The sequence below is a fragment of the Prosthecobacter gellanilyticus genome (genome assembly GCF_007992435.1).
GTDB classification, from domain to species: Bacteria; Verrucomicrobiota; Verrucomicrobiia; order Verrucomicrobiales; family Verrucomicrobiaceae; genus Prosthecobacter; species Prosthecobacter gellanilyticus.
Genome location: NZ_BKAG01000016.1, coordinates 87,697 through 113,707 on the forward strand (window position 1 = coordinate 87,697; position 26,011 = coordinate 113,707).

A 26,011-nucleotide genomic window follows, 5' to 3' on the forward strand; every position below is an offset into this window, starting at 1 on the left:
CTCGGTTGAGGCTTGGCTCTCTGCTCTATGCCCTTTGCCATCCCCCGCAGAAGCGTCTTGGCACGGGTGGAATCACCGCTAGCATCGGGGCTTCTGATGGCTGCGAACCGATTTTACTCCCCTTTTGACTCTGAGACGATGAAGCCCCGACCGGCTTTCCCGGGGGAGTATCGGAATGCATTCCAGATTGATCGTGACCGGATCATCCACAGCAGTGCCTTTCGGCGGCTGCAAAACAAGACGCAGGTCTTCCTCTCCGGGGAGTATGATTTCTACCGCACGCGGCTCACCCACAGCATCGAGGTGGCGCAGATCGGGCGCAGCATCTGCGGCTGGCTGACCCAGCAGAGCGAGGTGTTGGGCGAGGACTGCTTCATTGATGCGGATCTGGTGGAGTGCGCGTGTCTGTCGCATGACCTGGGGCATCCACCGTTTGGTCACACGGGCGAACGAACATTGCATCGCTTGATGCAGCCGTATGGTGGCTTTGAAGGCAATGCGCAAACGCTGCGGTTGCTGACACAGACCCTCTTTAATGAGGGGCGTGATGGGATGAACCCCACGCGAGCACTGCTGGATGGGATCCTAAAATACAAGACGCTGCATGTGGAGGCAGGCGGTGCGCCGAACCACTACCTCTATGATGACCAGGAGTGCTGGCTGGACTTTACTTTGGGAGGCCAGGCTTTCCCGCCGGAACTGATTCCCGGAAAAATGCGCAATGGCTTCAAGAGCATCGAGTGCCAGATCATGGACTGGGCGGATGACACGGCCTATTCGCTCAATGACATCGCGGATGGCATTCATGCAGGCTTCATCACGACGACGAGCCTGGAAAACTGGGCAGCGAAACAGCAGCTCAATGCCGATCAAGCGGAGCACGTGGACTTTCTCTGCAAGGCGATCCGCGAGAAGCGTGTCGAGGGCCGGCTGAACCGTGAGATCGGCAAATACATCCGCGCCACGAAGCTGGTGCCAGAAGCGAGCTTCCTGAGCGCGATGACGAAGCGGCATCAGTATCGCCTGGAGATCGATCCAGCGATGAAGGCGCAGTCGAAGCTGAACAAGAAGATCTCTTTGGACATCGTCTTCCTGAGCCCGCAGCTCCAGCAGCTCGACTACAAGGCGGACGTCATCTTGACGAAGATGTTCGAGGTGCTGCGCGATCGCTACATCGAGCCGAACGGCTCCAAACTGCACCTCATGCCAGCCACGCAGGAGCAGGAGATCGAGAAAGCACCGGATGCCGCCACGCGTGCAAGACTCGTATGCGACTGGGTGGCCAGCATGACCGATGCCTTTGCCTTCCGGACCTATCGTCGCCTGTTTGATGCCAACTTCGGCTCGATCACGGACTTCGTGTGATGCAGCAGTGTGGTCAGCGGAGAGTTATTGACCACGAATGGACACTGATGGTCACTAATGACCAAGCCATCAGAGGGCTTGGATCAGTATCAGTGCTTATCAGTGGCCATTAGTGGTAAAAAGATCAGGGGGACTGCGACGGGTTGAGGTTTGCGCTAATAACCAGGGTGTCCGAGAGGTTGATGAGGGGTGCAATTCGTGTCCATTTCGGGTTCGAATGCTGCCTTTGCCTGCGTATTGATCTTTCCTGCCATGCGTTTGATTTCAGCCCTTTGCCTTGCCGCCACCAGCCTCGTCTCTGCCCAGACGGAGGCGGATCTTTTGAAGAATGTCCGCCAGCTGACCTTTGAAGGTCGCCGGGCTGGCGAAGGCTACTTCAATGCGGATGGAACCAAGATGGTGTTCCAGTCGGAGCGTGAGGCGGGGAATCCGTTTTACCAGATCTACCTGATGGACCTGGAGACAGGTGACCAGGAACGCATTTCCCCCGGCATGGGCAAGACGACCTGCGCGTGGATTCACCCGGACGGCAAGCGCATCATGTTCGCGAGCACACATTCCGACCCGAACTCGAAGGACCTGCAGGATGCGGAATACAAGGAGCGCGAGACGAGCAAGGTGCGCAAATACTCCTGGGACTATGATGAGCACTACGACATCTGGGAGTACACGCTGGCCACGAAACTCTTCAAGAACCTGACGGACACCAAGGGTTATGATGCCGAGGGCGACTGGTCACCGAATGGCACGAAGATGGTCTTCGCGAGCAATCGCCGAGCCTATGACAAGGAGCTCTCGAAAGAGGACAAGGAGCGGCTGAAGATCGACAAGCAGTACTTCATGGACATCTACATCGCCGATGCGGATGGCACGAATGTGAAGCAGCTCACCGATGTGCCGGGCTATGATGGCGGACCGTTTTTCAGCGCCGATGGCAAGAAGATCTGCTGGCGGCGCTTCACGCCGAAGGGCGATGTGGCCGAGGTGTGGACCATGAACATCGACGGCAGCGACCAGAAGCAGATCACCAAGCTGGGAGCGATGAGCTGGGCGCCGTATTTCCACCCGAGCGGCGAGTATCTCATCTTCACCACGAACCTCAACGGCTTCGCCAATTTCGAGCTCTACATCGTGGATGCCGCCGGCAAGCGCGAGCCCGTGCGCGTGACCACTACGGATGGTTTTGACGGCCTGCCGGTCTTCACCCCAGATGGCAAGAAACTTGCCTGGACCAGCGGTCGCACCGCAAATGCACAGAGCCAGATCTTCATGGCGGAATGGAATCATGAAGCCGCGAAAAAGGCCCTGGAAACCAGCGGCCCCGCCAAGGAGGACAAGGTCGCCAAGACCGCCCAGGCACCGGACGCAAGCCTAACCAAGGGTGAGATCACTCCGGAGGACATGCGCCAGCATGTGACGTATCTCGCGAGTGATGAACTGGATGGTCGTCTGACCGGCACGGAAGGCGAGAAACTGGCCACGCAGTATGTGGCAGATGTCTTCAAGAAGATCGGGCTGCAACCCTATGGTGATGAGGAGTGGTTTGAACCCTTTGAGTTCACCGCAGGAGTGGCTTTGGGCGAGGGTAACAAGCTCGTGCTCACCGGTGGTGATGCCGCTGAGCTGAAGGCGGATGTGGACTGGCGCCCGCTGTCGTTTTCCCAGCTCGGTGAGATCAAGCCGAGCAGCATTGTCTTTGCCGGATACGGCATCGAGACACCGGATGAAGCCACCGGCAATGATGGCAAGAAACTGGAGACCTACAGCAGCTACGCGCACCTGGATGTTAAGGACAAGTGGGTCATGGTCCTGCGCTATCTGCCCGAGGGCATCAGCAAGGAGCGTCGCGATGACCTGGTGCGCTATGCGAGCCTGCGCCACAAGGCGCTGGTGGCCCGGCAGAAGGGCGCGAAAGGGCTGATCTTTGTCAGCGGGCCTAACAGCAAGGTTGCCAACCAGCTCGTGCCCATGAGCTTCGATGCCTCTCTCGCGACCTCCGGCGTGGCAGCGATCAGCATCACCGATGCGCTGGCGGACAAGCTGCTCAAACCGGCCGGCAAGACGATCAAGGAACTCCAGGACAAACTGGACACCGGAGATCTCATGGGCGGTATTGACTGCGCAGGACTCACCCTGGCGGCGACGATCGACATCCGTCAGGAAAAGAAGACCGGCCGCAATGTGCTGGGCGTGCTGCCTGCGAAGGACAAGCCTGATCCGCATGTGGCGCCGCTCATTGTTTGCGCGCACATCGACCACCTCGGCAGCAAGGGCGGCGGCAACTCACGCGCGAAGGGCGATGACCTGAACAAGATCCACCACGGCGCGGATGACAACGCCAGCGGTGTGGCCGGTGTGATCGAGATCGCCCAGTATCTGGCGGACCAGAAGAAGCAGGGGAAGATCAAGCTGACGCGTGATGTGATCTTTGCCGGATGGAGCGGTGAGGAGCTGGGCCTGCTGGGCAGTAATCACTACGTCGAAGCTTTGGCGAAGATGTTCCGCGGCGATCCGAACGGCAAGCTGACCGGCATGTTCGCCGCCTGCCTGAACATGGACATGATCGGCCGCTTTCAGAAGACGCTGGTGCTTCAGGGCGTGGGCTCCAGCTCCATCTGGGCCAAGGAAATCGAGAAGCGCAACGCACCGATCGGCCTGCCGATCACGACGCAGAACGATGCGCACCTGCCGACCGACAGCACCACCTTCTATCTGCGCGGCATCCCGACGCTGAATGCCTTCACCGGCAGTCATGAAGACTATCATCTGCCGAGCGACACAGCGGACAAGATCGACTACGAGCACGCGGCAAAGATCGCGAAACTCATGGGCCTGATCGCCCGCGGTGTGGCGACCTCGGACACGAATCCGGATTATGTGACCATGGAAGCCCCTAAGAACCAAGGCACCCGTGGCGGCATGCGCGCCTATCTGGGCACCATCCCCGACTATGCGCAGGGTGACACGAAGGGCGTGAAGCTCAGCGGTGTCTCACCCATCGGACCTGCCGCGAAAGCAGGCGTGAAAGGTGGCGATGTCATCGTGAAGCTCAGCGGCAAGGATGTGCTGAACATCTATGACTACACCAGCCTCATGGGCGAGCTGAAGATCGGCGCCGAGACGACCATCACCGTGCTGCGTGACGGCAAAGAGGTGGAGCTGAAGGTGACACCGGGGTCTCGCGAATGACGCGGGACTTTTGATTCATGATTCTTGAATCCTGATTCAGGAATCAAGGGATGAACATGAACTCCTTGGTGTTCAGGAGCGCCCAGGCAATGTCTTCGGGGGAGGCCGTGTTTTCGGCGATGGAAGCGAGCTCCTGCCCGGAGGGTTTGCGACCTAACAAATTTAAAAATAAGTCCTCAGCGCTGCCTGCTTGAGGGGATTTGGGGTGGATGGAGCCACCATGGATCATGAGACGGGCAATCTCATGGGAGATCGGGGTGGAGCTGGAGGCTGCCCACTCACGATTGCCGCGGCCCAAGAAATGAAGGGGATGAGCAGCGGGCGAGACTTGGGAAAGTTCACCCGCGTTCTCCGCGGACAAAGTGCTCCAGATGACTTCGGCAGGAAGGCGGCGGATATGGGGAGCGGGAGCGAGGTAGCAGCCGTTCCAGCTCACATTGTAGGCGATGCTAGTGCGCTGGTAGGCCTCTGTGCAAGCGAGGATACGCTGAAACTCACCGATGCGGCCGCCTGTGCGGAGGAACTCATCCGTAAGCGCTTTGACAGGGATGGAAGATTCGTCGGGACTGTAGAGCTCGGTATCGATCCAGGTGATGTTCTGGCGCGTGCCTTCACCGAAGCAGTTGCTGCTTATTTTGCCGATGACCTTCGGGTGCACATCATGCCATGGTGTTGCTTCAGACACACCTCCCAGAGCAGGATTGATCAGCATGCCGGGCATGCCGAACATGTGGCTCCAGAGGCGCAGAGCAGCCACCCTGGCATAACGATGGCTAGGTTCATGAATGATCCAGCCGGCAACCAGCTTGCGTGTCTCCTGCCCCTCTGCAATCGAAGGCAGTTTGTCGCGAGTCAGCGGCAGCAGCTTCGGCTTCACGACGTCTCCGGGACTGGCATCATTATAAGCGTAGTCCTTCGGCAGCTTGAACTGGCCAGCCTTGTCCGGTGACACAAAGCAGGCCGCAAATTCATAAGCCTGGCGCTGGGTTGCGTCTGCGTAGGGGTGATCATGGCAGAAAGCACAATGCAGATCTGTCCCAAGCACAGCAAAGGCAACGGCGGATCCTGAACGCAGTGGGTTGTCTGCGTCCCGGCGGCTGAGATAGGTGCCGCTGACCATGTGCTGGATGACTTGATCAAAGGGCAGATCATCACGCGCTGCCTGCCGCAGCCAGGAGACGGTCTCCGCATCGTCTTCGACACGAAAGAGCTCGGCCAGCATCTGGAAGCGAGCTTCGGCAGCAGCGGGCTCTTTCACCAGAGCATCGGTTAGGCGAGCACGTTTGCCGGGACTGGAGTCGGCGAGGAAGGCGCGTGCTTCTTCCGCCCTGGGCAGGCGGCCCGCGAGGTCCACACAGGCCCGGCGGAGGAAGGTGGCATCATCCGCAGCGGACGGCAGCGTGGGGAGCGGTGTGTGATTCGGCTTCTGCCGGCTTTTCTGAACGAGATCATACTCGGCCATCAGAGCGGCATCGATGCGGGCCTCGGGGCTTTGTCTCTTCTGCAGAAGAACAAGAGCCAGGGCCAGCAAGATCAAGATACCCAGCGGCAGGCGAGTTTTCATGCTGACCTAACGGGCAGAGCCACGACACGATTAGAGTCGAATCACAAGAGTGACTCTTGGCTGCGCGTGTCAGCTATTTTTCCATTGTCGCGATCACCGCTTCGGCGGCACGGCGATAGGCTCCGCCTTCACCGAGGGTGGCGACGACATCCGCGAGGTCTTTTTCCAAAGCGGCGCGGCGATCGTGATCGGTGAGCAGGCTCGCCATCTCAGCGGCGAGTGAATCACTGGTGAGCTCGGCCTGCACGAGTTCACGCACGACATCACGTTTTGCGAGAATGTTCACGATGCCGATGCGCTCGATCTTCACCACCAGCTTCGCGGCCATGTAGGTGAGCTGGTTCACGTGATAGACCAACGCATACGGCAGGCCAAAACAGGCGGCTTCCAGTGTGGCAGTACCACTTGCCACAGCGCCGACCTGACAGCGCTGCATCAGATCATAGACAGTGCCGACTTCGATCCAGGCTTTCGCCTCCGGCATGGCCGCAGCCTCCGCCATGTCACGCATCTGCTGCGCGAGGCGCTCGTTCGCGGCGGAGGCCACAAAGCGCGCGTTGGGCACCTGCAGACGAATGGCCTTCGCGGCCTGAAGCATCGTGGGGAAAAGCTTCCTCACCTCGTTCAGGCGGCTGCCAGGAAACCAGCCCACGAGATTCGGTTCGCGCTTCCACTCCCGGCGCAGCGAATGCACGCGGTCCACCATGGGATGCCCGCCGAAGACGGTCGGCAGGCCGCTCTTCTCATAGAAATCTTTTTCGAAGGGGAAGATGCAGATCATGAGGTCCAGCACCTTGGCCATCACTTTCACACGACCTTTCTTCCAGGCCCAAACCTGCGGGCTGATGTAGTAGATGATCTTGCCCGTGTAGCCACCGGCGCGCACGGCCTTGGCGAGGCGCAGGTTAAAACCCGGGTAATCCACCAGCACCACGGCATCGGGTCGCTCACGCAGGATCTGCTCCGTGGAGGAGGTCATCTTGCCTTTGAAGTAGGAGTACATCTTCAGCACCTCCCACAGGCCCACCACACCCGCCTTCTCCACCCAGTCCTCGATCCCCTGCCCTGCGGCCTCGCGCATGCGCTGGCCGCCGAGTCCGGTGAAACGCATCTCCGGTTGCAGGGTCTGCAGTTCGCGGATCAAACCGGAAGCATGGGTGTCCCCGCTGATCTCTCCGGCAATGATGTGAAGATGGGGCATGAAGGAAATTTCGGGGGGCTGAAGGGGAACGGCACGATACAAAGCCATCACCGGGAAGGGTCAACCCACACAGAGGCTTTTTTTTGGTGCGTTCCTAAACGGCGTGTCTATCATCGCGCCGCTTCCACGAAAAAAGCACCCCAGAACTCTGCGCAACCACCATCATGAGCAACTCCGCACCCAAACTCCATAACGCGATGTGGCCCGGCCTCGTCGGCAAAGGCGACGGCGAAGGCCAGGAACCCCCGATCAGTCTCGAGCACATGCTCGACCTCACCGCCGCTGCGGACGTGAACGGCCAGAAATTTGAGGGCATCGACTACTTCCTTTTCCATCCGCACACCGACCCGAACGCCAGTGATGACGAGATCAAGCGCATCGCGGATCTCATCGCCTCCAAAGGTTTCGTCGTCGGTTCCCTCGTGGCGCCTGTGTGGCCCGGCACCGTGGGTGACTCCTCCATGGGTGATGACGCCCAGCAGCAGAAGTTCCTCGATGCGGTGAAGGTCGCCTGCCGCATCGCCAAGGTTTTCAACAACCACGGCATCCGCAAATACGGTGTCATCCGCATCGACTCCGCCGAGTTCGGCATCGCCAAATGGCGTGAGAACCCGCAGGCCAACACCGCTCGCATCATCGACACCTTCAAGAAGGCCGCGCAGATCGCCAAGGACAATGGCGAGCGCCTCGCCGCTGAAGGTGAAATCTGCTGGGCAGGCATGCACTCCTGGAAGGACATGCTGGATGTGCTGGAAGGCGTGGGCATGCCCGAGTCTCTCGGCTTCCAGGCTGACCTGGCCCACACCTACCTCTACACCCTCGGCTACAATGCTCCTGAGCATGCCCTTCTGAAGGAAGGCTACAGCGAGGCCGAGTTCTACGCCGCTTATGAGAAGATGACGGATGCTCTGCGCCCCTGGACCATCGACTTCCACGTGGCTCAGAACGACGGCACCGTGCACGGCGCCGGCAGCCACGACAAGACGGGCAAGCACTGCCAGGCGGATGATCCGAACGGCAAGCTCGACATCGTGAAATGCGCTGGCTACTGGCTGAAGGACGCTCCTTCCCGCGGCATCAAGCACATCTGCTGGGATGGCTGCATGTTCCCGAACGCCGTGCTCGAAACACCGAAGACCTGGAACACCATCCTGGACACCATGATCAAGGTGCGCAACTCGCATGGCTGGTAAGCCGCGACACTTCCGCATCATTGGTTAGCTCATCTTTAGCCCCGCTGGTCACCCGGCGGGGCTTTTTGTTGGCTTGACCTCGGGATCTCTAACCGGTCATGATGCATGTCTATTCTCCCGCCTATGGACACTGGCTCTTTGCTTGATCTCTCTCTGCCTCCGGACAGCCCGAGCAACACGCCTCTCCGCCCCACACGACTGGCCAAATGGGGAGCATGGCTGCAGCTGGCACCGTTGATCGGAGGCTTTTTCACCTCTTTCGCCATGGTGAGGGTCTTTTCCCACATCAGTGCCACGGGTGAACTGCGCGACAAGGAGGCAGGCGACCCCGCCAAATTGAGTGAAGGCATCGGCTGGGCCTTGATGGGCACTCATATCGGTCTTGTCGTGAGCCTGGTCGGTTGCATCCTGCTCTGCCTCGCGATTTTCAAGCAGGGCAGCCAGCCGCTATGGGTGAAGATTTTGTTCGGCATTTCCACCATCCCTGCCCTGGCCGCTCTTCAGATGCTGGTCTTTCTGCTGGCTCGAGCAACGGCCTGAGACATCCCGCAAGCGGTATCATGGCCGTCGCGGATGCAGCCCCTTCACCAGCCAGACGACCAGCAGGAAGACGGAGATCAGCACCAAGCTGGTGATGTTTTCACGCCATGAAGGCGGGAACACAAGGACGTAGCCCGCATCCTTCACCAGGGCCGCGAAACTGGAGACGCAGAAGGGCATGAGGAAGAGACGAAACATGACCCATGGATCCATCCTCACGCGCGGCCCGACGGAGGACTGCGTGCTGATGATCAGCGCCAGGCCGATGATGCCACTCAGGCCCAGCGAGGTTAACCAAATGCGTGGCGTGGGATCAAAGTGATTCACCACACTCAACGACCACCAGATGAAGTAGCACCAGAGGATGGTACGGCCTGTGGAGAGATTCTGCAGGTAGCGGAAGAGAGGCATGCGGGTCGGGTGGAGACTGGTTCCTCATGCCTGAAGAAGCGTCAACCGTGCCAGACAAGCCATTGCATCAATCAGCTGGCTCCGTGCCATTCCTGCCAGCAACAGAAACCTCCGACATGACGGGACGCAGGAGGGCTTCCTGCCATTCCATCAGCGGGTTCTCCGTGGCCGGGTCGACAATGAGCTGCTCAAGGTCACTGCGTGAACCGAGCAGGCTGCCTTCGACATCAAGGCCGAGGGCGATCTCATCACGCTTCGTGCAGAGCTTGTCCACGGCATCGCGCTGGCTGTCGGTCATGCGGCTCTTCACGCGCTTCAGGCGCTGCGGCCATGAGGCCTGACCTGCACGGAAGACAGCGGCGACAAGGTCATGAAACTCTTTCTTCCAGCGGGGGCGCCAGCCTCCGGGAGGATTCATCACGCCACCGAGCTCGAAGGCCTCCGCGTAGGAGACCATCTGCTTGTTCGACATGATGCGGTAGCATGGGATGTCACGCTCCTGGGCGATGCCCTCACGCCACTCCCACATGGCCTTCAAGATGGCGAGGCCCTTGGCATTCAAGCGGCCGCTGCCCTGCACACGCCAGGGGTCTTCACGCGGTGCCATGCTGCGCTGCGCCACTTCCTTCTGAAGGGCTCCACAGCTCTGCTCAAACCAGGACACGCGGTTCTTGGACCGCAGGATGGCCAGAAAATGATCCGCCACCTGGAGGAGGTAGCGCACATCATCCACGGCATAGGAAAGCATGTGCACTGGCAGCGGACGGCGGCTCCAGTCCGCCTTCTGCGGGGCCTTGCAGATGGTCAGGCCTAACACATTTTGCAAAAGAGCAGCCAGGCCGAACTGGCGTGCGCCGGCGAGACGGGCGGCAATCTGCGTGTCACGGATCATGCGCGGCTCCCAGTTGTAGGTCCGGCGCAGCATGGTCAGGTCATAGTCCGCGCCATGGAACCACAGCTCATAGCGGTCCAGCAGAGCCAGCAGCGGGCTGACATCGGCAATCGCCAGAGGATCCACCAGCGCGAAACGGCCACCACAGGCCACCTGCAGGAGGCAAAGTTTCTCGTGGTAGTGATGCAGGGAGTCCGCCTCGGTGTCCAGGCACACGCGGGTTTCGCCCGTGGCCTGGAGATGCGCCTCGCTGTCCTTCACCCACGTCTCAAGATGCTCCGGGGTGGAGATGAACTCGAAGTCTGCGACTGGCGTGACTTCCACACTTGGAGTTGGGCTGCTGATGACCTCGCTCATCGGATTCACTTCAAGCCGGTCAGCAGGATCTCGGCGTTGTTGCCGGTGCGGTTAATGTTACGGATGAGAAGCTCCAGGGCCTCCGTCGCAGGCACCTGGGCGAGCTGACGGCGGATGGCCATGATGCGGCGGAACTCATCGGGATGGTAAAGCAGGTCGTCCTTGCGGGTGCCGGACTTGAGCAGGTGGATGGCGGGGAAGATGCGGCGCTCGGCGATCTCGCGATCCAGCGTGGCCTCCATGTTGCCCGTGCCCTTGAACTCCTCAAAGATGACCTCGTCCATCTTGCTTTCCGTCTCGATGAGCGCGGAGGCGATGATGGTCAGGCTGCCGCCTTCTTCCACGTTACGTGCGGCACCAAAAAACTTCTTCGGCTTCACGAGCGCCTTGGTGTCCAGACCGCCGGATCCCGTGCGGCTGCCTTTGCCGCTGCCCATCATTGAATTGTAACCGCGGGCCAGACGTGTGAGGGAATCCAGCAGGATCACCACATCTTTCCCCAGCTCGACCAGGCGGCAGGCGCGCTCGCGGACGAGCTCGGCAAGCTGGCAGTGGCGCTTCGGACTCTCGTCAAAGGTGCTGCTGTAGATCTCGCAGCCAGAGACGGACTCCTCGAAATCCGTGACTTCCTCAGGACGCTCGTCCAGCAGCAGGATGATCAGCGTGATCTCCTTGTGGTTATGCACGATGCACTTGGCGATGTCCTTCAAGATCATGGTCTTGCCGGAGCGGGGCGAGGCATTGATCAAACCACGCTGGCCTTTGCCCAGCGGGGCCATGAGGTCCATGATGCGCGCGGACACCGGGCAGGGCTTCGGCGTTTCCAGAATGATGCGCTGCTTCGGGAAGGTGGCGGTCAGTTTGTCGAAATGAGTCGGCGACTGGTAGTTGTCGATCTCCAAGCCATCCACATGAGTGATGCGGTCGATCGCGAGGTACTTGTCCTTGTCCTTCGGCGCACGGGCGATGCCACGGATGCTGTTGCCAGGACGCAGGCCGAATTTGCGGACCAGGAAGAGGGGGATGAAGACATCCTCCGGCAGCGCATTGAAGCTGTATTTGGGATAACGGATCAGGCCGAAATTCTCCGTGCCGATCTCCAGCACACCTTCCACCAGCACCCGGGTGCGGTGGTCCGCCATCCAGGAAAGCACATCATAGATGAGCTGGTGCTTCGTGCGGGCGGCATTGATCTTGTAATTCACGCTGGCAGCCAGTGCCTGAAGTTCGGCCAGGCTCATGTCATGGAGCGAGTTCAGCGAGATCTCGACCGGGAAAGGCGGCTCTGGTGGCGGTGAGGAAGGGCGCTCCTGCAGAGCTTCAGCACCAGGGGTATGGGTGGCGTTGCCAGCATCCTCTGAAACAGCGGCCCCCGAGCCTTCAGCCCCGGAAGTTACGGGAGAAGCAGCGGCCTCGTCTTGAGAGGAAGCGGGAGCGCTGCGGGAGCTGTCTGCGGTCGTTACGGACATCTCGGAGGGTGCGGGTTGGTCGGTGGGATTCATGCTTGCCTTAACTGTCTTGCCAGTGTCAGCGCCTGGGCCTCCAGGGCGGTCAGGTCACCTTCATTCCAGATGACCGTATCCGCTCTTTCGACCTTGGCTTCGATGGGCCACTGAGACCTGAGAATGCGCTCGATCATTGCTTCATCGAGGCCTCGACGTTCCATCAACCGCCTGGCTTGCATCGTGCGGCTGGCAGCCACCACAATGATCAAGTCTGCTTCTACTGTGGCCCCTATTTCATAGTAAAGCGGCACCTCCGCAAGGAAAAGTTCAGCCCCCGCCTCCCGGGCGGCCTTCCGGCCGGTCTCCAGGTCCGCCAGCACGGCAGGATGGGTGATGCCCTCCAGCTTCAGACGGGCTTTCTCATCCTGGAAGACAATCTCGCGCAAAGCAGCGCGGTTGACTTCCTGCCCGCTTTCAGCGGCCGTGAGCACCTGCGGCCCAAAAGCCTTGAGGAGAGCCGCCTGGACGGCCGGAAGCTGCAAAATGCGGGCCACGGATTCATCCGAGGAAAAGCGGCTGGTTCCAGGGACCAAAGCGCACAGTTTTTCCGTGAGAGTGCTTTTCCCACAGCCGACACCACCAGTGACAATCCAGGAGATCATATCCAAAAAAAAGAAGGCAGGAGATTTGCATCTCCTGCCTCCAAGTGAAGCGGTTTTGTCAGGGATCAGTTACCACCGACGGAAGGCAGCAGCGTTGGATCAGCACCGTCTGTTGGAGCCACCACAGTCGTCTGCTTGATGCGCTGGCCAGCAGGGTCGATGAGCGTCGCGGTGACGAAGATCATGAGGTTGCGCTTGAAGTGGTCTTCCACTTCGGAGCGGAACAGACGGCCGAGGATCGGCACGTCACCCAGCACGGGGAGCTTGTCTTCCACGTCCTGCACGTCTTCGCGGATCAGACCACCGAGAGCGACGGTCTGACCGTCCCACACCGTCACCGAGGTCTTCACCTTGCGGGTGGAGAAGATCGGCTGGTTGATGACGTTCGGCGTCAGTTCCACGCGGGAGGCTGGCTGAAGGATACCACCGATGAAGCTGGCTGGAGTCACGCTGTAGATCGGGCTGCCGTAGTTCACGAAGCCATCGAATTCGGTGACTTCAGGAAGCAGGTTGAGATCAATCGAACCGTTTTCACCGATGACAGGGTCAACTTCCATGCGAACACCCACAGGGCGCATTTCGAAGGCTGTCGGAGTCGTGGGAGTCACAGGAATAGCTGTGGCACCACCACCGTTGATACCACCACCCGTGTTACCGCCGCCGACGTTGGTCGGGATCTGTGGTGGATCGAACTCCGTTGGATAGATGAATTCGCGAATCACTTCCACGGTGGCCTGTTGACCGCCCTTGGTGGTGACGCTCGGAGCGCTCATGAGGTCCACGCCCTTCTTCTGAGCCAGCGCACGGATCACAACGCCGAACTGAGGATCGGTGAAGATACCAGCGACGGAGAGGATGCCAGGAGCGACGGTGTCAGCCGTGGCGTCCACAGGAGTGAACAGGGAGTCGATGCTGTCACCGCGGATGGCACGGGTGCCAGTGCGCAGACCGCGGGTCACAGGAGACACTGCACCGCCAGTGACCAGATCGGCCACGCTGCCAGAGTAGGTCACACGACCACCCCAGTTACCATTAGTGCCGCCGCCGACGACGACGTTGTCAGCCGTCATGCCGAGGCCGCCAAGGAGCCAGTCGAAGCCGAGTTCGTCGGTGTTCTTCTGGGTCACTTCCACGAACTTGGTTGTGATGTAGACCTGCTTGGTGACCTGATCCTGGATGGACTCCACAAAGGACTCCACAAGGTCAAGGTTAGGCTGGGTGTTCTTGACGATGAGCTGGGAGGTCACCTTGTTGAACACAGCCGTGGCACCTTCAGGGAACGGAATGCCCTGGCCTTTCAAGATGTCGAGAGCACTCTGGCGGCTGATGAGGCCAGAAACACCTGCGGCAGGAGCACCGCCAGCTGCAAACGGATCGGCAGGAGCTGCAGCAGGGGCGGCATCGCCTGTGCTATTACCCATGGTTCCGAAATCCGGCGGCACTTTGTAGATGCGGGTGAACTGCTCAGTGGTCGTCTCAGTGACTGGGACGATCAGCACGGCGAAGGGCTCAACCTTGAACTTCATGCCAGCGAGCTCAGTCACGTAACGGAGGGCTTCCGTCATCGGGACATCCTTCAGGTCGAGGCTGATGGAAGCCGTTGGTGCGTCAGCACCAGCCTTCAAGATGATGTTCACGCCTTTGCGGGCAGGGTCGGTCTCAAACACGTCCAGATCGCGGCTCTTCACGCGGAGGAACTCCACGGCTTCCTCGATGCTGGCGCCCGAGAACTGAACCTGCGGGAAGACGATCTTCTGCATCTTCTGGCTCAGATAGACAGTCGGGGCCTTGTTTCCGCCGCCTGAGCTTTCCATCTGCAGGCCCTTGACGGCTGGCTTGTGCTCCCACGCCTCATTCACCATGTTCAGCATGCGGGCACGCTGGTGGTCATAAGAGCTCTTGAAATAGTCACCGCGCTTGCGCTCGGCCAGCTCCATGCCACGGCGGGCAGCGGAGTTGTAAGGGTCGATGCGAAGGACGTCCTCGTAGGTTTCGAGGGCTTTGTCATAGTCACCGATTTCAACGGCGCTAGCGCCGACGAAAAGGCCCTGCTTCACCTTGCCCACGTTTTCCACGTGCTCAGCGGTGAGAGCTGGCGGCCAGCGATCTGGATCATCCAGCTGGGCGATGAAGATCAGAGCCTTCTTGTGACCAGGGACAGAGGCCAGAGCCTCGGCCAGCAGTTCACGGGCCTTCACATAGTCGCCCTTGGCAGCCTTCTCACGAGCGACCACGACAGCGCAGTCAGCAAACTTGAGGTTGGCGAGATCGCGCCAGTCTTGAATGAACGGAGCGTTCGGAAGCTGGTCAAAGATTTCCTTGGCAGCACGATACTGGGCCAAAGCACCCTCATGATCACCCTGGGCAAAGAGCTCGTCACCACGTTCCATGGCTTTCTGTGCATCCTGGATGCGGGCCAAGCGGCGGGCAATTTCGCGCTCGGCAATGCCAGGGACGCTACCAGCGCCGGCACCGCCTTCGCCTGCGTAAACGTGCAGGTTCGCCATTGGAAGGGCGGTCGCTGCAACCATCAGTGCAATTGGGTGTTTAGTCATTCGTGAAATCTGGGACATAAGAGAGGTCAGGAGAGAGAAATTTGGCCGGGAATGGGCGTGTTTATCAGGTTTAAGTGAAATATGGCGAGATGTTTTTTCTCTTTTGGTGCGTTTTTAGCCTTTTTTGACCGTAAGGGGTTCGCCTTTCGTTTGAGTGCCGTCGACAGGGACGATGGTCGCCTGATTTTCTTCGATGGAGAGCACCTTGAAAGTCACGCCAAGGCCCGGAATCTGGAAGGTTTCACCTTCACGCACCTTGCGCACTTCTGGCGTGCCGATGCGGAACTCGAACTCAGCTTCGTAGTCAGCCAGATTGGTCTCCTTGCCCTTGATCAAAACGAACTCACGCTTGGTGGAGATGTCCAGGCACTTCAGCTCGGACACGTCAGTCTCCAGACCGGTGGTGGGGTTCTTATCCGTCTTCTGAGCGAACTCCAGCGCCTTGAAGCGGGCAGGACCTGTCCTGTCGAAGCCGAACTCATCACCAGGAGAGACGAACTTGCTGGCCTTGGGATCAGGCTTCATGCGCTGCACCTGGTAGGGCGGCGAGCTGCTGTTCAGCTTGATGATGTAGTCATGCGTGATGCGTGACTTCAGGAAGAGCTTCTGCGTCACCGGTGGGTGAGAGGCGGCATCACGCGGATCGGTCTTTTGCTCGAACTCCTCCAGATTGTTAAAGCCGTCATTGTCCGGGTCAAGATCGCCGATGTTGGGGGACTCGATGCTCGGCAGGTCATTCTTCACCAGGTACTCGTTCGTCATGGGCGGACGAAGCACCGGATCAGCCACCTGCAGGTCGAAGAGCTGGTCACCCTTTTGCAGCAACAGCACCGACTTGTTCAGGGGCACTGGCTTGCCGTTGATGACAGGGGAAACCCAGGTGACCTTTTCCTGCAAGCGCTGGAGGATCATCTTCACGCCGTCCGTGGGAGGCGGGTTCATGTTGCTCTTGGGCGCCACGGTCTTGAGAGCCAGCCGGTCAGACAGGCTCTGGCTGTCATAGATCGTGTAACCCACGGCGCCAAACGCCAGCAACGCCGCCAGGATCAGGATCGTTTTTTCGTAATTGCCGTTCTTTTTCTGCATGGTCTGGAAAGGGGGGAAGAGTTCAGACTCAGTGACCGGCTGCAGCGGTCTGCGGGTTCAGGAATTTGACGAGATCAATCTCGATGTAAGCGCGGAGAGTCTCACGACCCAGCACCACCATGGAGTCAACAGGAGCCGGCTGGATGCCTACAGGAGCAGGCTTCGCAGCAGCGCCGTCAGCACCAGGGGCGGGAGCTGCACCTTCCTCAGGCGCAGCGGCGGGTGTCAGGGCTGTCCGCACCGGGCCTACCTGCACTTCATTCTCGATGCGCACCAGACGGGCCACCGTGAAGAAGGGCATGTCAGAAGGGCTGGTCAGACCGCTGAGCAGAGCCTGGAGACCAGCCTGATCTGTGCGGACGGTGAGACGGACCTGACGACGCTCCGTGATGCTCACGGGAGCTGCGGCAGCTTGTCTCTGCTGGCCTTTGGCATTGCCTTTGGGCCTGGCAGCCGGCTGCGGCCTTGCGGGTTGATCACCCTTCTCGGAGGCCAGCAACGAGCGATCCAGCATGTCCACCGTGCGGATGCCGCTCTTCAGCGCCAGACGGACGATGGAGTCCACGGAATCCAGGTAGGTGGAGAGCTCTGCGGCGACCTGGTCATTCTTTGGCAGTTCGCTGGTATATTGATCAAAGCCGAGATTGAACTCAGCGGGAAGATGCCCGGAGCCATCTTTCTTGATCTCAGCCACCTTGGTCTTCAGCTTGGCTTGAAAATCGGTGTTGGTTGTCGGCTTGTCATCAGGCTGCAATTTATACAGCACCAAGGAAAGCTGGCCGACAGCCTTTTCATAATCACCCACCAATGCCTGTTTCTGGGCCAGATTTTCCGGCGTGGGAGCCAGGCTGGCGCTCTTCAGGTTGGCAAGGCTTGTGTTGACGGAGTCAAACTGCTCCTGGGAGGCAGAAGCTGCCGACCAGGTGTTGAAAAGAACGACGCCGAGTCCCACCACTCCGGCCCCTGTGAGGCCGAGGATGGCGGCTGGCACTTTGTTGTCTTGGATCCAGCTCATTAGGTCAATCTCTGAATTTCATGGGCTGCTTGAGGGGCAGCGTGATGTTGAAAGTGTAGGCGTAACGGTCTTCCTCAATACCGCTCTGAGCACTGACGTACTCAGCGTTCTTGGCCTCGAAGTTCTCGATCGCAAACCAGGGCAGTTTGGCGAGGGCGGCCGCGTATTTGTACACGATCTGCTCACCCTGGTCGTTTTTGCGATACAGTCCCTGGATCTTGATGGAATAGACCGGCTCGGTTCCTGCCGCCGCCTCGTCCTTCTTCTCGGACTTGGCCTCCTGTCCCACCAAGGAAGGTGTGATGGACTGGCCATTCTTGAGTGGCTCGACGACTGTCAGCCAGATCATGTCGTTTTCGAACACCCTGTTGAGGTCGGTCAAAAGACGAACCCAATAGGAGCGCTCTGCCACGGCCTGCTCAAGCTGGGAGCTGAGAGCCGCATACTGAGTCTGTTTGGCATCCAGCGCAGCGATCTGGGAACCGATGCCTTGCAGCTTCTGGTTCTCCACATTCATCGTGGCCAGGCGTTCCTGGATGACACGATCCGTGTTTTGATAGTAGACAATGCCAGCGCCAAGAGCACCCCAGGCAACCAAGGCGGCGAGCAGCAGCGCCGGTGTCCGGCGGGCGGCATCACGGGCATTGGCCACGGGTGTGGGGACGAGTTCCACCTCACTCGGCGAGCCGCCGGAGGAGCGGAGGGCCAGACCCACAAGTTCACCCAGGAAGGGGGAGTCAGCATGGGCGACGTCAGACTTCAGGCTGCGATCCACCTGCACGCCGCGAAGAGGATTGAAGATCTCGACCGGAGTCTTGAGCTTCTCTTCGAGGAAGGAGGCCATGTTGCCGAGCAGCGCACCACCACCGGTGATGAAAACACGCTTTGGCTGGGAACCGCCCTGCTGGCTGCGGTAGGCCGTGATACGGCGCATGACCTGCGTGTGCAGATTGCTCGCGGCATTGCGGATGACCTTGGAAAGCGCGGCGATCTCTGGATCAGCATGATCCTGGACAGCCCCGCCAGGAGCCACGAAGCCGCGAGCGCATTTCTGTGCCTCGGCATCGCTGAAGCTGATGTTGAACTCCTTGGAAACCGCAGAGGTGATGGAAGCTCCACCCACCAGGAAGTTGGCGATGAAGAAGCGGCCCTGCTCCACGAAAACGAGGTTGGTCGAACGAGCGCCGAGATCGATCAGCACGGCGGGCTCATCAACATCCGGATAGCTGTAGCGGAAGGCATTGTAGAGGGCGAGCGGAGCCACATCCACACCGCTGGTGGAGACCTTGGCGGACACCACCTGCTCATGGATTTCATTCAAGGCATCCGACTTCATGGCCACGATGACCACTTCCGTCTCACCGCTGCCTTCGCTGGCAAATTCATAATCCCAGACCACTTCATTGATCGGGAATGGCACGTTCTGGCGGGCCTCGAACTCGACGATCTGCGCCACGCGATCTCCCTGCACGGGAGGCAGTTTCACGAAGCGGTTGAAGACCGTATGACCGGCCACGGAGAACCAGACGGCGGAATTTTTGATCTTGAGACGTTCCACCAGCTCCTGAAGTCCGATCTTGAGCTGAGGAATGCGGGTGGCGTCCACAGTGGGATCCCCCGGCATGTCCACGAACTCATAACGCTTCAAAACGAGGTCGCCCCCGGATCGGGAAAAAATGGCTCCTGAGAGACGCTGGGAACCCAGGTTCAGGACCGCGATGCTTTTGCTGTCTGCCATGCTAAAAAGTGGGTTGAGGCCTTGCTTGGAAGTGAATCCGGCCGCTCCTGATTACTTGGACTTGGTGGGAAGGTCGTAGTCACCCCACAGAATATCAAAGGGGGTCTCCTTGCGAGGAAGCACCACATTTTCAGTGGCCTCAAAGGCGTCGGTCTTCTCCCACCATTTGCCAGGAATGGAGGTCTCACCTCCCACCACCTGACCATCCACCACGATTTCAATGGCAGAGGCCTTCACATCAGAAGCTGCCGTGAACTGGTCCTTTTCCAGGATGCGGCGCAGCGTGGAAGGAGTGATGTAGGCCAGCGCATGGCAGCGCTCACCCGCAGGCACATCCACATAGTTGATCGTTCCCTTGAGAAGGTGGTACTTGTTGTCCTTCGTCTGGGCATTCAGGGCGACATAATAATTGACCGTCATGGAGGACAGGCTGCCATTACGTCCGCCAGCTGCTGGAGGAAGGGTGATCTGCAGTTCCGTGTCAAACTCCAGCCATTCTTTCGGACGCCAGTTCCTGTTCGGCGTGTTGCCAGCCTGGAACTGAGGTGTCTGGATGTTGATCACCTTGGGGGCGCTCACCTTGACTTTGACAGCAGGTGCGGTTTGGGCCTGCAAACCAGACAGCCCAAGAGAAAGGGCCGCGAGAACGAGGATGGATGACTTCATAGGAAAGGGGGGGTGGTCACAGACTGGGTTGGGTCGGTTGGGCCGCAGCTCGGTCTTGTGAATTAATGATGTTTTATTCGTAAATCGCGCCGGGCATCAAGACTTGATTGCAAGAAAGTCACGAAAATAGGCGATCGTCCGAGTGATCCCGTCTTCGAAGTCCACCTTTGGCTCCCAGCCCAGGAGCGTACGTGCGAGGGTAATATCTGGCTGCCGCACCTTGGGATCGTCCGTGGGCAGTTCCTTGTGGATGATCGGCTGCTCGATGCCGGTGTGCTTCAGGATGGCCTTGGCAAACTCCAGCACAGTCATCTCGCGCGGATTGCCGATGTTCACGGGCTCATGGTAGCTGCTCTGCGAGAGCTTGTAGATGCCGTCAATGAGGTCGGAGACATAACAAAAAGAACGTGTTTGCGAACCGTCTCCGAACACCGTCAGCGGGCGGCCCTGCAGAGCCTGGCCGATGAAGGCAGGCACCACGCGGCCGTCATTCAGGCGCATGCGCGGGCCGTAGGTGTTGAAGATGCGGACGATCTTCGTGTCCACCTTGTGGGCGCGGAGGTAGCCCATCGTCATGGCTTCAGCGAAGCGCTTGGCCTCATCATACACGCAGCGCGGGCCCACCGGGTTCACATTGCCCCAGTAGGTTTCCTTCTGCGGATGCTCCAGCGGATCACCATATGTCTCGCTGGTGGAGGCCACGAGGAAGGTGGCGTTCTTCGCCTTCGCGAGGCCTAACGTATTATGCGTCCCCAGAGATCCCACCTTCAGGGTCTGGATCGGCAGCTCGAGGTAATCGATCGGGCTCGCCGGAGAAGCGAAATGATAAACGAGGTGCACCTCACCAGGGATGTGGATATGCTTCGTCACATCCTGCTGGATGTACTCGAAGTCCGTGTTGCCTTCCAGATGCTTGATGTTGCGCAGGTCGCCGGTGAGCAGGTTATCGATGCCGATCACCTTGTACCCTTCCGCGAGCAGACGATCAGAAAGGTGGGATCCGAGGAAGCCGGCGGCTCCGGTGACAACAGCTGTTTTCTTGGCAGACATGGGTACGTATTGGGGCAAAAGAGGCGCGAGTCTGGGACTTTTCCCCCAGGGGGGCAAGCCGGATTTCCCAACTTCTCGACCGGCGGAAAACCGCTGCCTGATACCACGAACGGGCCAGCAAAACACAAAGGAGTGGACAGCCTCCCCTGCCCTGTGGCGTTCTTTCCACCCCGCCATGCCCATTTCCTTCCCCCCGCTTTCCCGCCGTCAATGGCTCAAAGGTTCCCTCGCTGCCGCCCTCACCCCGGGTGTGGTTTCTGCGGCTGCGGAGCACAATCCCGAGCTCTGGGTGCTGTTTTCCGACCCGCACATCGACGCCGATCTGAAGCTGGAGGCCCGAGGCGCCGTGATGGCGGAGAATCTGACCCGCTGCGTGAACCAGGTGCTGAAGGTCGGCCAGAAACCTTTCGGCGTGCTGGTGAACGGTGACTGCGCCTACCTGGACGGCAAGCAGACGGACTATGATGCCTTTGTGAAGCTCATCGAGCCGCTGCGCGACTCCGCCATCCAGGTGCACTGCACGCTGGGCAATCACGATGACCGGAAGAATTTCATCGGCGCCATGACGAGCCCCCAGGACCCGCGCCCGGTGGAGGGGAAGCATGTGGAAGTGCTCAGCAGCGCCACCATGAACTGGGTGCTGCTGGACTCCCTGCAAGAGGTGAACAAAACCCCCGGTGAGCTCGGCGAACTCCAGCTCGGCTGGCTGGACCGCACCCTGGCCGCCTGCCCGAACAAGCCCACGGTAGTGATGTCTCACCACAACCCGCAAGGCCCGCTGGCCGAGGGCAAGAAGCCCACGGGCTGTGTGGATAGTGACGCCATGTTTGCCATCCTGGCGAAGCACAAGAAGGTGAAGGCCTTCGTCTACGGCCACACCCACACCTGGGAGCACAAGAAGCATGAGGCGACTGGCATCCAGCTCATCAATCTGCCACCCGTGGCTTATGTTTTCAGCCAGGAGAGACCCAATGGCTGGGTCACCGCGCGTGCCACGCCTGAAAAGCTGGTGCTTGAGCTTCGTGCTCTGAACCCGGCCCACAGCCAGCATGGTGAGAAAGTGGAGATCCTCTGGAACGCCTGAGCCTGCTGACTGCAAACTGTTCACCGTCTACCGCCCACCGTTCACTGCTGCCCATGTCCTTCCCCGACACCCGCTGGTCCATCCTGGAGATCGCCACGGCCAGTGGCGATACCGTCGCCCGGGCAGCGCTGGATGATCTCTGCCAGCGCTACTGGCAGCCGGTGTTTGCGGTCATCCGGGGTCGGGAGGCCTCCATTGAGACGGCACGGGATCGCACGCAGGCCTTCTTTGCCTCGCTGCTGGAGAAATCCACGCTGCGCCGGGCTGAGAAAACCCGCGGGCGGTTTCGCACCTTCTTGTTAACCGTGCTCTGGCGCTTCCTGCGGGATGAGCGAGAGCGCGACTCCGCTGAAAAACGCGGCGGTGATACGGAAAACTATGCGCTGGAGGAGGTGGAGAACGAGCTGATCGCCTCGGAAAACCCGCTGGCTGAGACCCTGGACCGCGAGTGGGCGCTGATGATGCTGGAGCGCGCTGTGGCGGCCGTGCAGGCGGAAGTGGTGACTTCCCGTGGTGAGCCTGCGTGGCAGGTGCTGCGTGCCTTTTTGCCCGGCAGCACAGACACTCCGGACCTCGTCGCGGCGGCGAAAACGCTCGGCATTGGAGACAGCGGCGTGCGCACAGAAATCCACCGGCTGCGCAAACGCTGCCGCGAGGCGCTGCGGCGCGAGCTGATGAGCACTGTCTCATCTCCCGATGAACTGGATGACGAAATCGCCTATCTTGGCCGCGTGCTGAGGCGCGAACTGGCATCTTCGTGAAACACCGCTGCGCATTCTCCCAATCCTACTCATGAGACATGCCGGACCCGACCGCCAGTCACCTCTGCCCTGAATGCCACACACCGCTGCCTGCCGGACGGTTGGAGGGCATGTGCCCGGCCTGCTTCTTTGATTCCGCAGGTGAAGGAGATGATCTGGCAGGGCTGCATCGGGGAGACGAGATCGCCCGCGGCGGCATGGGCATAGTTTATGAGGCGCAGCAGTTTGAGCCGAAACGCATCGTGGCCCTGAAAATGATGCGCCCGCAGTGGGCGGAGAACGAGCAGGCGCGTGAGCGCTTCCGCCGCGAGGCCCGTGCCATGGCCAGCCTGGAGCATCCGGCCATCCTGCCCGTGTATGATGTGGGTGAGAGTGATGGCCTGCCCTGGTTCACCATGAAGCTCGCCGCCGGTGGTTCGCTGGCCTCGCGCATCCGTGGTTATGCTGGCCGCTGGAAACAGACCGCCGATCTCATGGCCCGTATCGCCCGCGCCTTGAGCTTCGCCCATGAGCGCGGTGTGCTGCACCGGGACGTGAAGCCGGGGAACATCCTCTTTGATGCGGATGACCACTGCCATCTCGCAGACTTCGGTCTGGCGAAACATCTTGTCATCGAGCCTGAGGACTTCTCGCTGACTCTCGGCGCGGAGGTGCTCGGCACGCCTCATTATCTCGCGCCAGAGCTGGCTTCTGGCGAATCACGAACCGCCACCACGGCGAGTGATATCTACAGCCTCGGCGCGGTGCTTTACGAGCTGCTCTCCGGCGTGCCGCCGTATCAAGGCACCAGCCTGCCGGCCCTGCTGCGCCGTGTGGCGGATGAAAAACCACGCCCGCTCTCGGAATTCCAACCGCCGCGTGATCTCCGCGCCATTTGTGAGAAGGCCATGTCGCGCGAGCCTGAGCAGCGCTACGCCACGGCCCGCGAGATGGCGGATGACCTGGAGCGCTTTCTACGTGGCCAGAGCGTGCAGGCCTGCCAGCCGGGGTGGATCGAGTCCGCCTGGCGTTGGTGTCGCAGGCATCCTGCGGTCGCCGCCCTGCTGGTGGTCGTGTTCGCCCTGCTCGCCACCTTGGCCATCGGCTCTTCCCTGGCGGTCGTGCATATCAGCAAGGCCTCCCGTGAGGCCATGGCAGCCCGTGACAAGGCAGAGACCAGCGCACGCCGGAGCACGCTGTCTTCCGCGGAAGGTCTGCGCCGCGCACGCCAGCCCAGGTTTCGCGTGCATGCGCTGGACCGGGTGATCGCAGCAGCATCGCCAGATGAAAGTCCGGAAATGCGGGTGGACCGTCGTGCCGAGGCCATCGCCAGCCTGGCCTTCCCCTATCTGCATGAGCATGACATGCCCCAGCATGAGCCGGGCTGGAGTCTCGCCAGTGTTTCATCCGGCCAGGAGTTTCATGCCTGGCGCGGCAAAGAGGGCTGGCGCGTGACCAGCGGTCGTGACGGGCGCATCATCTCTCATTCACCGCAGCTCAGCCAGCCTCTTTGTCTGAGCCGCAATGGTCAGTGGCTCGCTGCGCAAGCTCCGGAGGGCAAGAGCTGGCAGCTTTGGGATCTCTCAAAACCCGAGGCACGGCTCGAAGCCACCCTTCCAGGTGTGCCGCAGGACCTCAGCGATGATGGCGGGCTCATCGCCTTCTATCATCAGGGTGAAAAGACGGGGCACATCATCGCCGAGGTACGCGAGACGGCCGGAGGCAAGCCGCGCTTCCATCTCGATTTCCCGCAGGTCTCTCTCAAGATGCGCTTCAATGCCGAGGCCAGCTTGTGCGCCATCGCACCGAGCTCGTACCTGAATGACTCTGACTTCCCGTACTCGGTGAGGCTGCATCGCTGCACGGATGGCAGCGTGGCCCGTGAGATGACCGCAGGCATGGCGAACTGCATCTGGTCTCTGGCCTGGAGCCGTGATGGCAGCCTGCTCGCAGCGGGCGAGCGCGGCGGCCGTGCGGTGATCTGGAGCACGAAGACAGGTCAGGCGCATCATTTGTTACGCGGCACAGGCTCGGACATGTGGCTCATGGCCTTCAGTGAGGATGGCCGCCACCTCGCCACAGTCAGTGATGACCGGCTCATGAGTGTGTTTGATGTCGTCAGCGGTCTGCCCATCGGTCGCGGTTACGAATGGATCCCGCACGGAGTGCCTCAGATGAGCTGGTCAGCCTCGCAGCCAGACGTCTTCGGCCCCATCTCCGCAGATGCCAAGAACATGTATGTGCGCGTGGGAGACTGCGCCTTTGACACCTTCTCCGCGCATGATTCGAATGGCCGCGCGCTCGGCATCGCCGTCTCTCCCGGCGGGCGCTGGCTGGCCGTGGGTGACTCGCGTCATGCGCGCCTGTGGGACCTGCATCAGCGCAACAGTCACAGCATCTTCGCGGCGGGTTTGTGGAATGACTTCACCTTCTCGCCAGACGGTCGCTGGCTCTATGGCGCGGGCGAGCATGGCGTGGTGAGATGGGAGATGAACAACGAGGGTGTGATCACCTCCACGATTCATGAGTTGCTGCCGCCTGGCCGGCATAACAGCCTCTCGCTCGATCCCACCGGTCAGGTGCTCGCGGCGGAAACAGCGAACACAGGCCAGGTCAGTGTTTTCCAGTCACCCAGCACAGAGGCCGTGAAGCGTGACATCCCGCGGGCGAAAAACGGCGCGTGGCTTTCCCTCACCACGAAAAGCGGGCTCGTCGCCGCCGCATCACGCTCAGGCGTGGAGGTGTGGCATGCAGAAACCGGCAGGCTGGTGCATCAGCAGAAGAAGCCCGCGCTCTGGGCCACCTTCAGCCCGGATGATCAATGGCTGGTGCTGGGTCGCGAACGCTATGAAATCTGGCGCACCTCAGACTGGCAGCATGTGGACACGCTGGACATGCGCACCATCGATCCTGATCAGGCGCACTTCACCTTCAGCGCGGATGGCAAGTGGCTGGCCACCGGACATCCCTTTGGCAAAATCTCTCTCTGGTCCGTGCCGCAGTGGAAGCGCTTCGCCATCCTGGAAAGCCCGAACAGCCAGCCCGTGGGCCGGTTTGTCTTCACCCCGGATGCCAGCAAGATCTACATCGCCAGCACCAGCGGAGTGGTGGAGGCCTGGGACCTGCGCCTGCTGGATGAAGAGTTGAAAAAGCTCAAGCTGGAGTGGTAAACAGGGTAAAGTTGGCAGACGAATGGGGGCAGGCGAATGCTCTGATGTGTTTCAATCATTCGCCTGCCTCTATTCGTCTGCCCTTTCA

The 26,011-nt window shown here is 60.1% G+C and carries 19 protein-coding genes; 7 read left to right on the forward strand and 12 right to left on the reverse strand.

Annotated features, from left to right (window positions below):
- The first annotated feature begins 138 nt into the window (after positions 1–138).
- Positions 139–1,365 carry a deoxyguanosinetriphosphate triphosphohydrolase family protein gene (locus BGE01nite_RS12905; protein WP_218032979.1) on the forward strand — a complete coding sequence of 409 codons (1,227 nt, stop codon included), beginning with the start codon at positions 139–141 and terminating at the stop codon, positions 1,363–1,365.
- Positions 1,366–1,617: 252 nt separating this feature from the next.
- Positions 1,618–4,554: a M28 family peptidase gene (locus BGE01nite_RS12910; protein ID WP_146850886.1), complete on the forward strand. Its 2,937-nt coding sequence runs from the start codon at positions 1,618–1,620 to the stop codon at positions 4,552–4,554.
- A 43-nt stretch (positions 4,555–4,597) separates the two neighbouring features.
- On the opposite strand, the gene BGE01nite_RS12915 is transcribed toward BGE01nite_RS12910, so the two are convergent.
- The gene (locus BGE01nite_RS12915; RefSeq protein ID WP_146850887.1) at positions 4,598–6,118 is read right to left on the reverse strand and encodes a DUF1549 domain-containing protein; all 1,521 of its coding nucleotides are present in this window, start codon (positions 6,116–6,118) and stop codon (positions 4,598–4,600) included.
- 73 nt (positions 6,119–6,191) lie between these two features.
- On the reverse strand, positions 6,192–7,319 hold the full coding sequence (gene lpxB, locus BGE01nite_RS12920) for a lipid-A-disaccharide synthase (RefSeq protein WP_170266766.1): 1,128 nt from the start codon (positions 7,317–7,319) through the stop codon (positions 6,192–6,194).
- Between the two features lie 164 nt (positions 7,320–7,483).
- Here lpxB and BGE01nite_RS12925 point away from each other — a divergent pair, with 164 nt between their 5' ends.
- Complete coding sequence (locus tag BGE01nite_RS12925) at positions 7,484–8,512, forward strand: sugar phosphate isomerase/epimerase family protein (RefSeq protein ID WP_174770048.1); 1,029 nt, start codon at positions 7,484–7,486, stop codon at positions 8,510–8,512.
- A gap of 105 nt (positions 8,513–8,617) precedes the next feature.
- Positions 8,618–9,052, forward strand: a complete 435-nt coding sequence (locus BGE01nite_RS12930) for a MotA/TolQ/ExbB proton channel family protein (protein ID WP_146850890.1) — start codon at positions 8,618–8,620, stop codon at positions 9,050–9,052.
- An 18-nt stretch (positions 9,053–9,070) separates the two neighbouring features.
- Here the strand turns inward: BGE01nite_RS12930 and BGE01nite_RS12935 are convergent, their stop codons facing one another.
- The 10 genes from BGE01nite_RS12935 to BGE01nite_RS12980 form a co-directional block, all read right to left on the reverse strand.
- Entirely contained in the window at positions 9,071–9,463 is a 393-nt protein-coding gene (locus tag BGE01nite_RS12935) for a hypothetical protein (protein ID WP_146850891.1), read from the reverse strand.
- Between the two features lie 67 nt (positions 9,464–9,530).
- Positions 9,531–10,712: a ribonuclease D gene (locus BGE01nite_RS12940; RefSeq protein WP_146850892.1), complete on the reverse strand. Its 1,182-nt coding sequence runs from the start codon at positions 10,710–10,712 to the stop codon at positions 9,531–9,533.
- A 5-nt stretch (positions 10,713–10,717) separates the two neighbouring features.
- On the reverse strand, positions 10,718–12,214 hold the full coding sequence (gene rho / locus BGE01nite_RS12945) for a transcription termination factor Rho (protein WP_246145721.1): 1,497 nt from the start codon (positions 12,212–12,214) through the stop codon (positions 10,718–10,720).
- Positions 12,211–12,819 (reverse strand): dephospho-CoA kinase, encoded by a 609-nt coding sequence (gene coaE, locus BGE01nite_RS12950; protein WP_146850893.1) that lies wholly within the window; start codon positions 12,817–12,819, stop codon positions 12,211–12,213. Before coaE ends, rho begins: the two co-directional genes overlap by 4 nt.
- 65 nt (positions 12,820–12,884) lie before the next feature.
- The gene (locus BGE01nite_RS12955) at positions 12,885–15,392 is read right to left on the reverse strand and encodes an Amuc_1098 family type IV pilus outer membrane protein (protein ID WP_308741215.1); all 2,508 of its coding nucleotides are present in this window, start codon (positions 15,390–15,392) and stop codon (positions 12,885–12,887) included.
- A gap of 96 nt (positions 15,393–15,488) precedes the next feature.
- Positions 15,489–16,460, reverse strand: a complete 972-nt coding sequence (locus tag BGE01nite_RS12960) for an Amuc_1099 family pilus-like system protein (RefSeq protein WP_146850895.1) — start codon at positions 16,458–16,460, stop codon at positions 15,489–15,491.
- A 28-nt stretch (positions 16,461–16,488) separates the two neighbouring features.
- Positions 16,489–17,475: an Amuc_1100 family pilus-like protein gene (locus tag BGE01nite_RS12965; RefSeq protein WP_146850896.1), complete on the reverse strand. Its 987-nt coding sequence runs from the start codon at positions 17,473–17,475 to the stop codon at positions 16,489–16,491.
- Between the two features lie 4 nt (positions 17,476–17,479).
- Positions 17,480–19,213, reverse strand: a complete 1,734-nt coding sequence (mul2B, locus tag BGE01nite_RS12970) for an Amuc_1101 family PilM-like pilus complex protein (RefSeq protein ID WP_146850897.1) — start codon at positions 19,211–19,213, stop codon at positions 17,480–17,482.
- 51 nt (positions 19,214–19,264) lie between these two features.
- On the reverse strand, positions 19,265–19,879 hold the full coding sequence (locus BGE01nite_RS12975; protein WP_146850898.1) for an Amuc_1102 family pilus-like protein: 615 nt from the start codon (positions 19,877–19,879) through the stop codon (positions 19,265–19,267).
- A gap of 96 nt (positions 19,880–19,975) precedes the next feature.
- Positions 19,976–20,929, reverse strand: coding sequence for a UDP-glucuronic acid decarboxylase family protein (locus BGE01nite_RS12980; RefSeq protein ID WP_146850899.1), 954 nt, complete (start codon positions 20,927–20,929; stop codon positions 19,976–19,978).
- A gap of 175 nt (positions 20,930–21,104) precedes the next feature.
- On the opposite strand from BGE01nite_RS12980, the gene BGE01nite_RS12985 reads away from it, so the two are divergent.
- The 3 genes from BGE01nite_RS12985 to BGE01nite_RS12995 are packed head-to-tail and all read left to right on the forward strand — an operon-like array spanning position 21,105 to position 25,923.
- A complete protein-coding gene (locus BGE01nite_RS12985) occupies positions 21,105–22,013 on the forward strand; it encodes a metallophosphoesterase family protein (protein ID WP_170266767.1) in 909 nt (302 codons plus the stop codon).
- 53 nt (positions 22,014–22,066) lie between these two features.
- Positions 22,067–22,774, forward strand: a complete 708-nt coding sequence (locus BGE01nite_RS12990) for an RNA polymerase sigma factor (RefSeq protein ID WP_146850901.1) — start codon at positions 22,067–22,069, stop codon at positions 22,772–22,774.
- Positions 22,775–22,812: 38 nt separating this feature from the next.
- Positions 22,813–25,923: a WD40 repeat domain-containing serine/threonine protein kinase gene (locus BGE01nite_RS12995; RefSeq protein ID WP_146850902.1), complete on the forward strand. Its 3,111-nt coding sequence runs from the start codon at positions 22,813–22,815 to the stop codon at positions 25,921–25,923.
- The last annotated feature ends 88 nt before the right edge of the window (positions 25,924–26,011 follow it).

Bases quoted from the DNA above. Each gene is read 5' to 3' on its own strand.
- BGE01nite_RS12910 (WP_146850886.1), top strand. From the start codon at position 1,618: ATGCGTTTGATTTCAGCCCTTTGCCTTGCCGCCACCAGCCTCGTCTCT.
- mul2B (WP_146850897.1), bottom strand. From the start codon at position 19,213: ATGGCAGACAGCAAAAGCATCGCGGTCCTGAACCTGGGTTCCCAGCGT.
- BGE01nite_RS12930 (WP_146850890.1), top strand. From the start codon at position 8,618: ATGTCTATTCTCCCGCCTATGGACACTGGCTCTTTGCTTGATCTCTCT.
- BGE01nite_RS12940 (WP_146850892.1), bottom strand. From the start codon at position 10,712: ATGAGCGAGGTCATCAGCAGCCCAACTCCAAGTGTGGAAGTCACGCCA.
- BGE01nite_RS12915 (WP_146850887.1), bottom strand. From the start codon at position 6,118: ATGAAAACTCGCCTGCCGCTGGGTATCTTGATCTTGCTGGCCCTGGCT.
- coaE (WP_146850893.1), bottom strand. From the start codon at position 12,819: ATGATCTCCTGGATTGTCACTGGTGGTGTCGGCTGTGGGAAAAGCACT.
- BGE01nite_RS12985 (WP_170266767.1), top strand. From the start codon at position 21,105: ATGCCCATTTCCTTCCCCCCGCTTTCCCGCCGTCAATGGCTCAAAGGT.
- BGE01nite_RS12955 (WP_308741215.1), bottom strand. From the start codon at position 15,392: ATGTCCCAGATTTCACGAATGACTAAACACCCAATTGCACTGATGGTT.
- BGE01nite_RS12960 (WP_146850895.1), bottom strand. From the start codon at position 16,460: ATGCAGAAAAAGAACGGCAATTACGAAAAAACGATCCTGATCCTGGCG.
- BGE01nite_RS12935 (WP_146850891.1), bottom strand. From the start codon at position 9,463: ATGCCTCTCTTCCGCTACCTGCAGAATCTCTCCACAGGCCGTACCATC.
- BGE01nite_RS12975 (WP_146850898.1), bottom strand. From the start codon at position 19,879: ATGAAGTCATCCATCCTCGTTCTCGCGGCCCTTTCTCTTGGGCTGTCT.
- BGE01nite_RS12905 (WP_218032979.1), top strand. From the start codon at position 139: ATGAAGCCCCGACCGGCTTTCCCGGGGGAGTATCGGAATGCATTCCAG.
- rho (WP_246145721.1), bottom strand. From the start codon at position 12,214: ATGAATCCCACCGACCAACCCGCACCCTCCGAGATGTCCGTAACGACC.
- BGE01nite_RS12925 (WP_174770048.1), top strand. From the start codon at position 7,484: ATGAGCAACTCCGCACCCAAACTCCATAACGCGATGTGGCCCGGCCTC.
- BGE01nite_RS12965 (WP_146850896.1), bottom strand. From the start codon at position 17,475: ATGAGCTGGATCCAAGACAACAAAGTGCCAGCCGCCATCCTCGGCCTC.
- BGE01nite_RS12990 (WP_146850901.1), top strand. From the start codon at position 22,067: ATGTCCTTCCCCGACACCCGCTGGTCCATCCTGGAGATCGCCACGGCC.
- lpxB (WP_170266766.1), bottom strand. From the start codon at position 7,319: ATGCCCCATCTTCACATCATTGCCGGAGAGATCAGCGGGGACACCCAT.
- BGE01nite_RS12995 (WP_146850902.1), top strand. From the start codon at position 22,813: ATGCCGGACCCGACCGCCAGTCACCTCTGCCCTGAATGCCACACACCG.
- BGE01nite_RS12980 (WP_146850899.1), bottom strand. From the start codon at position 20,929: ATGTCTGCCAAGAAAACAGCTGTTGTCACCGGAGCCGCCGGCTTCCTC.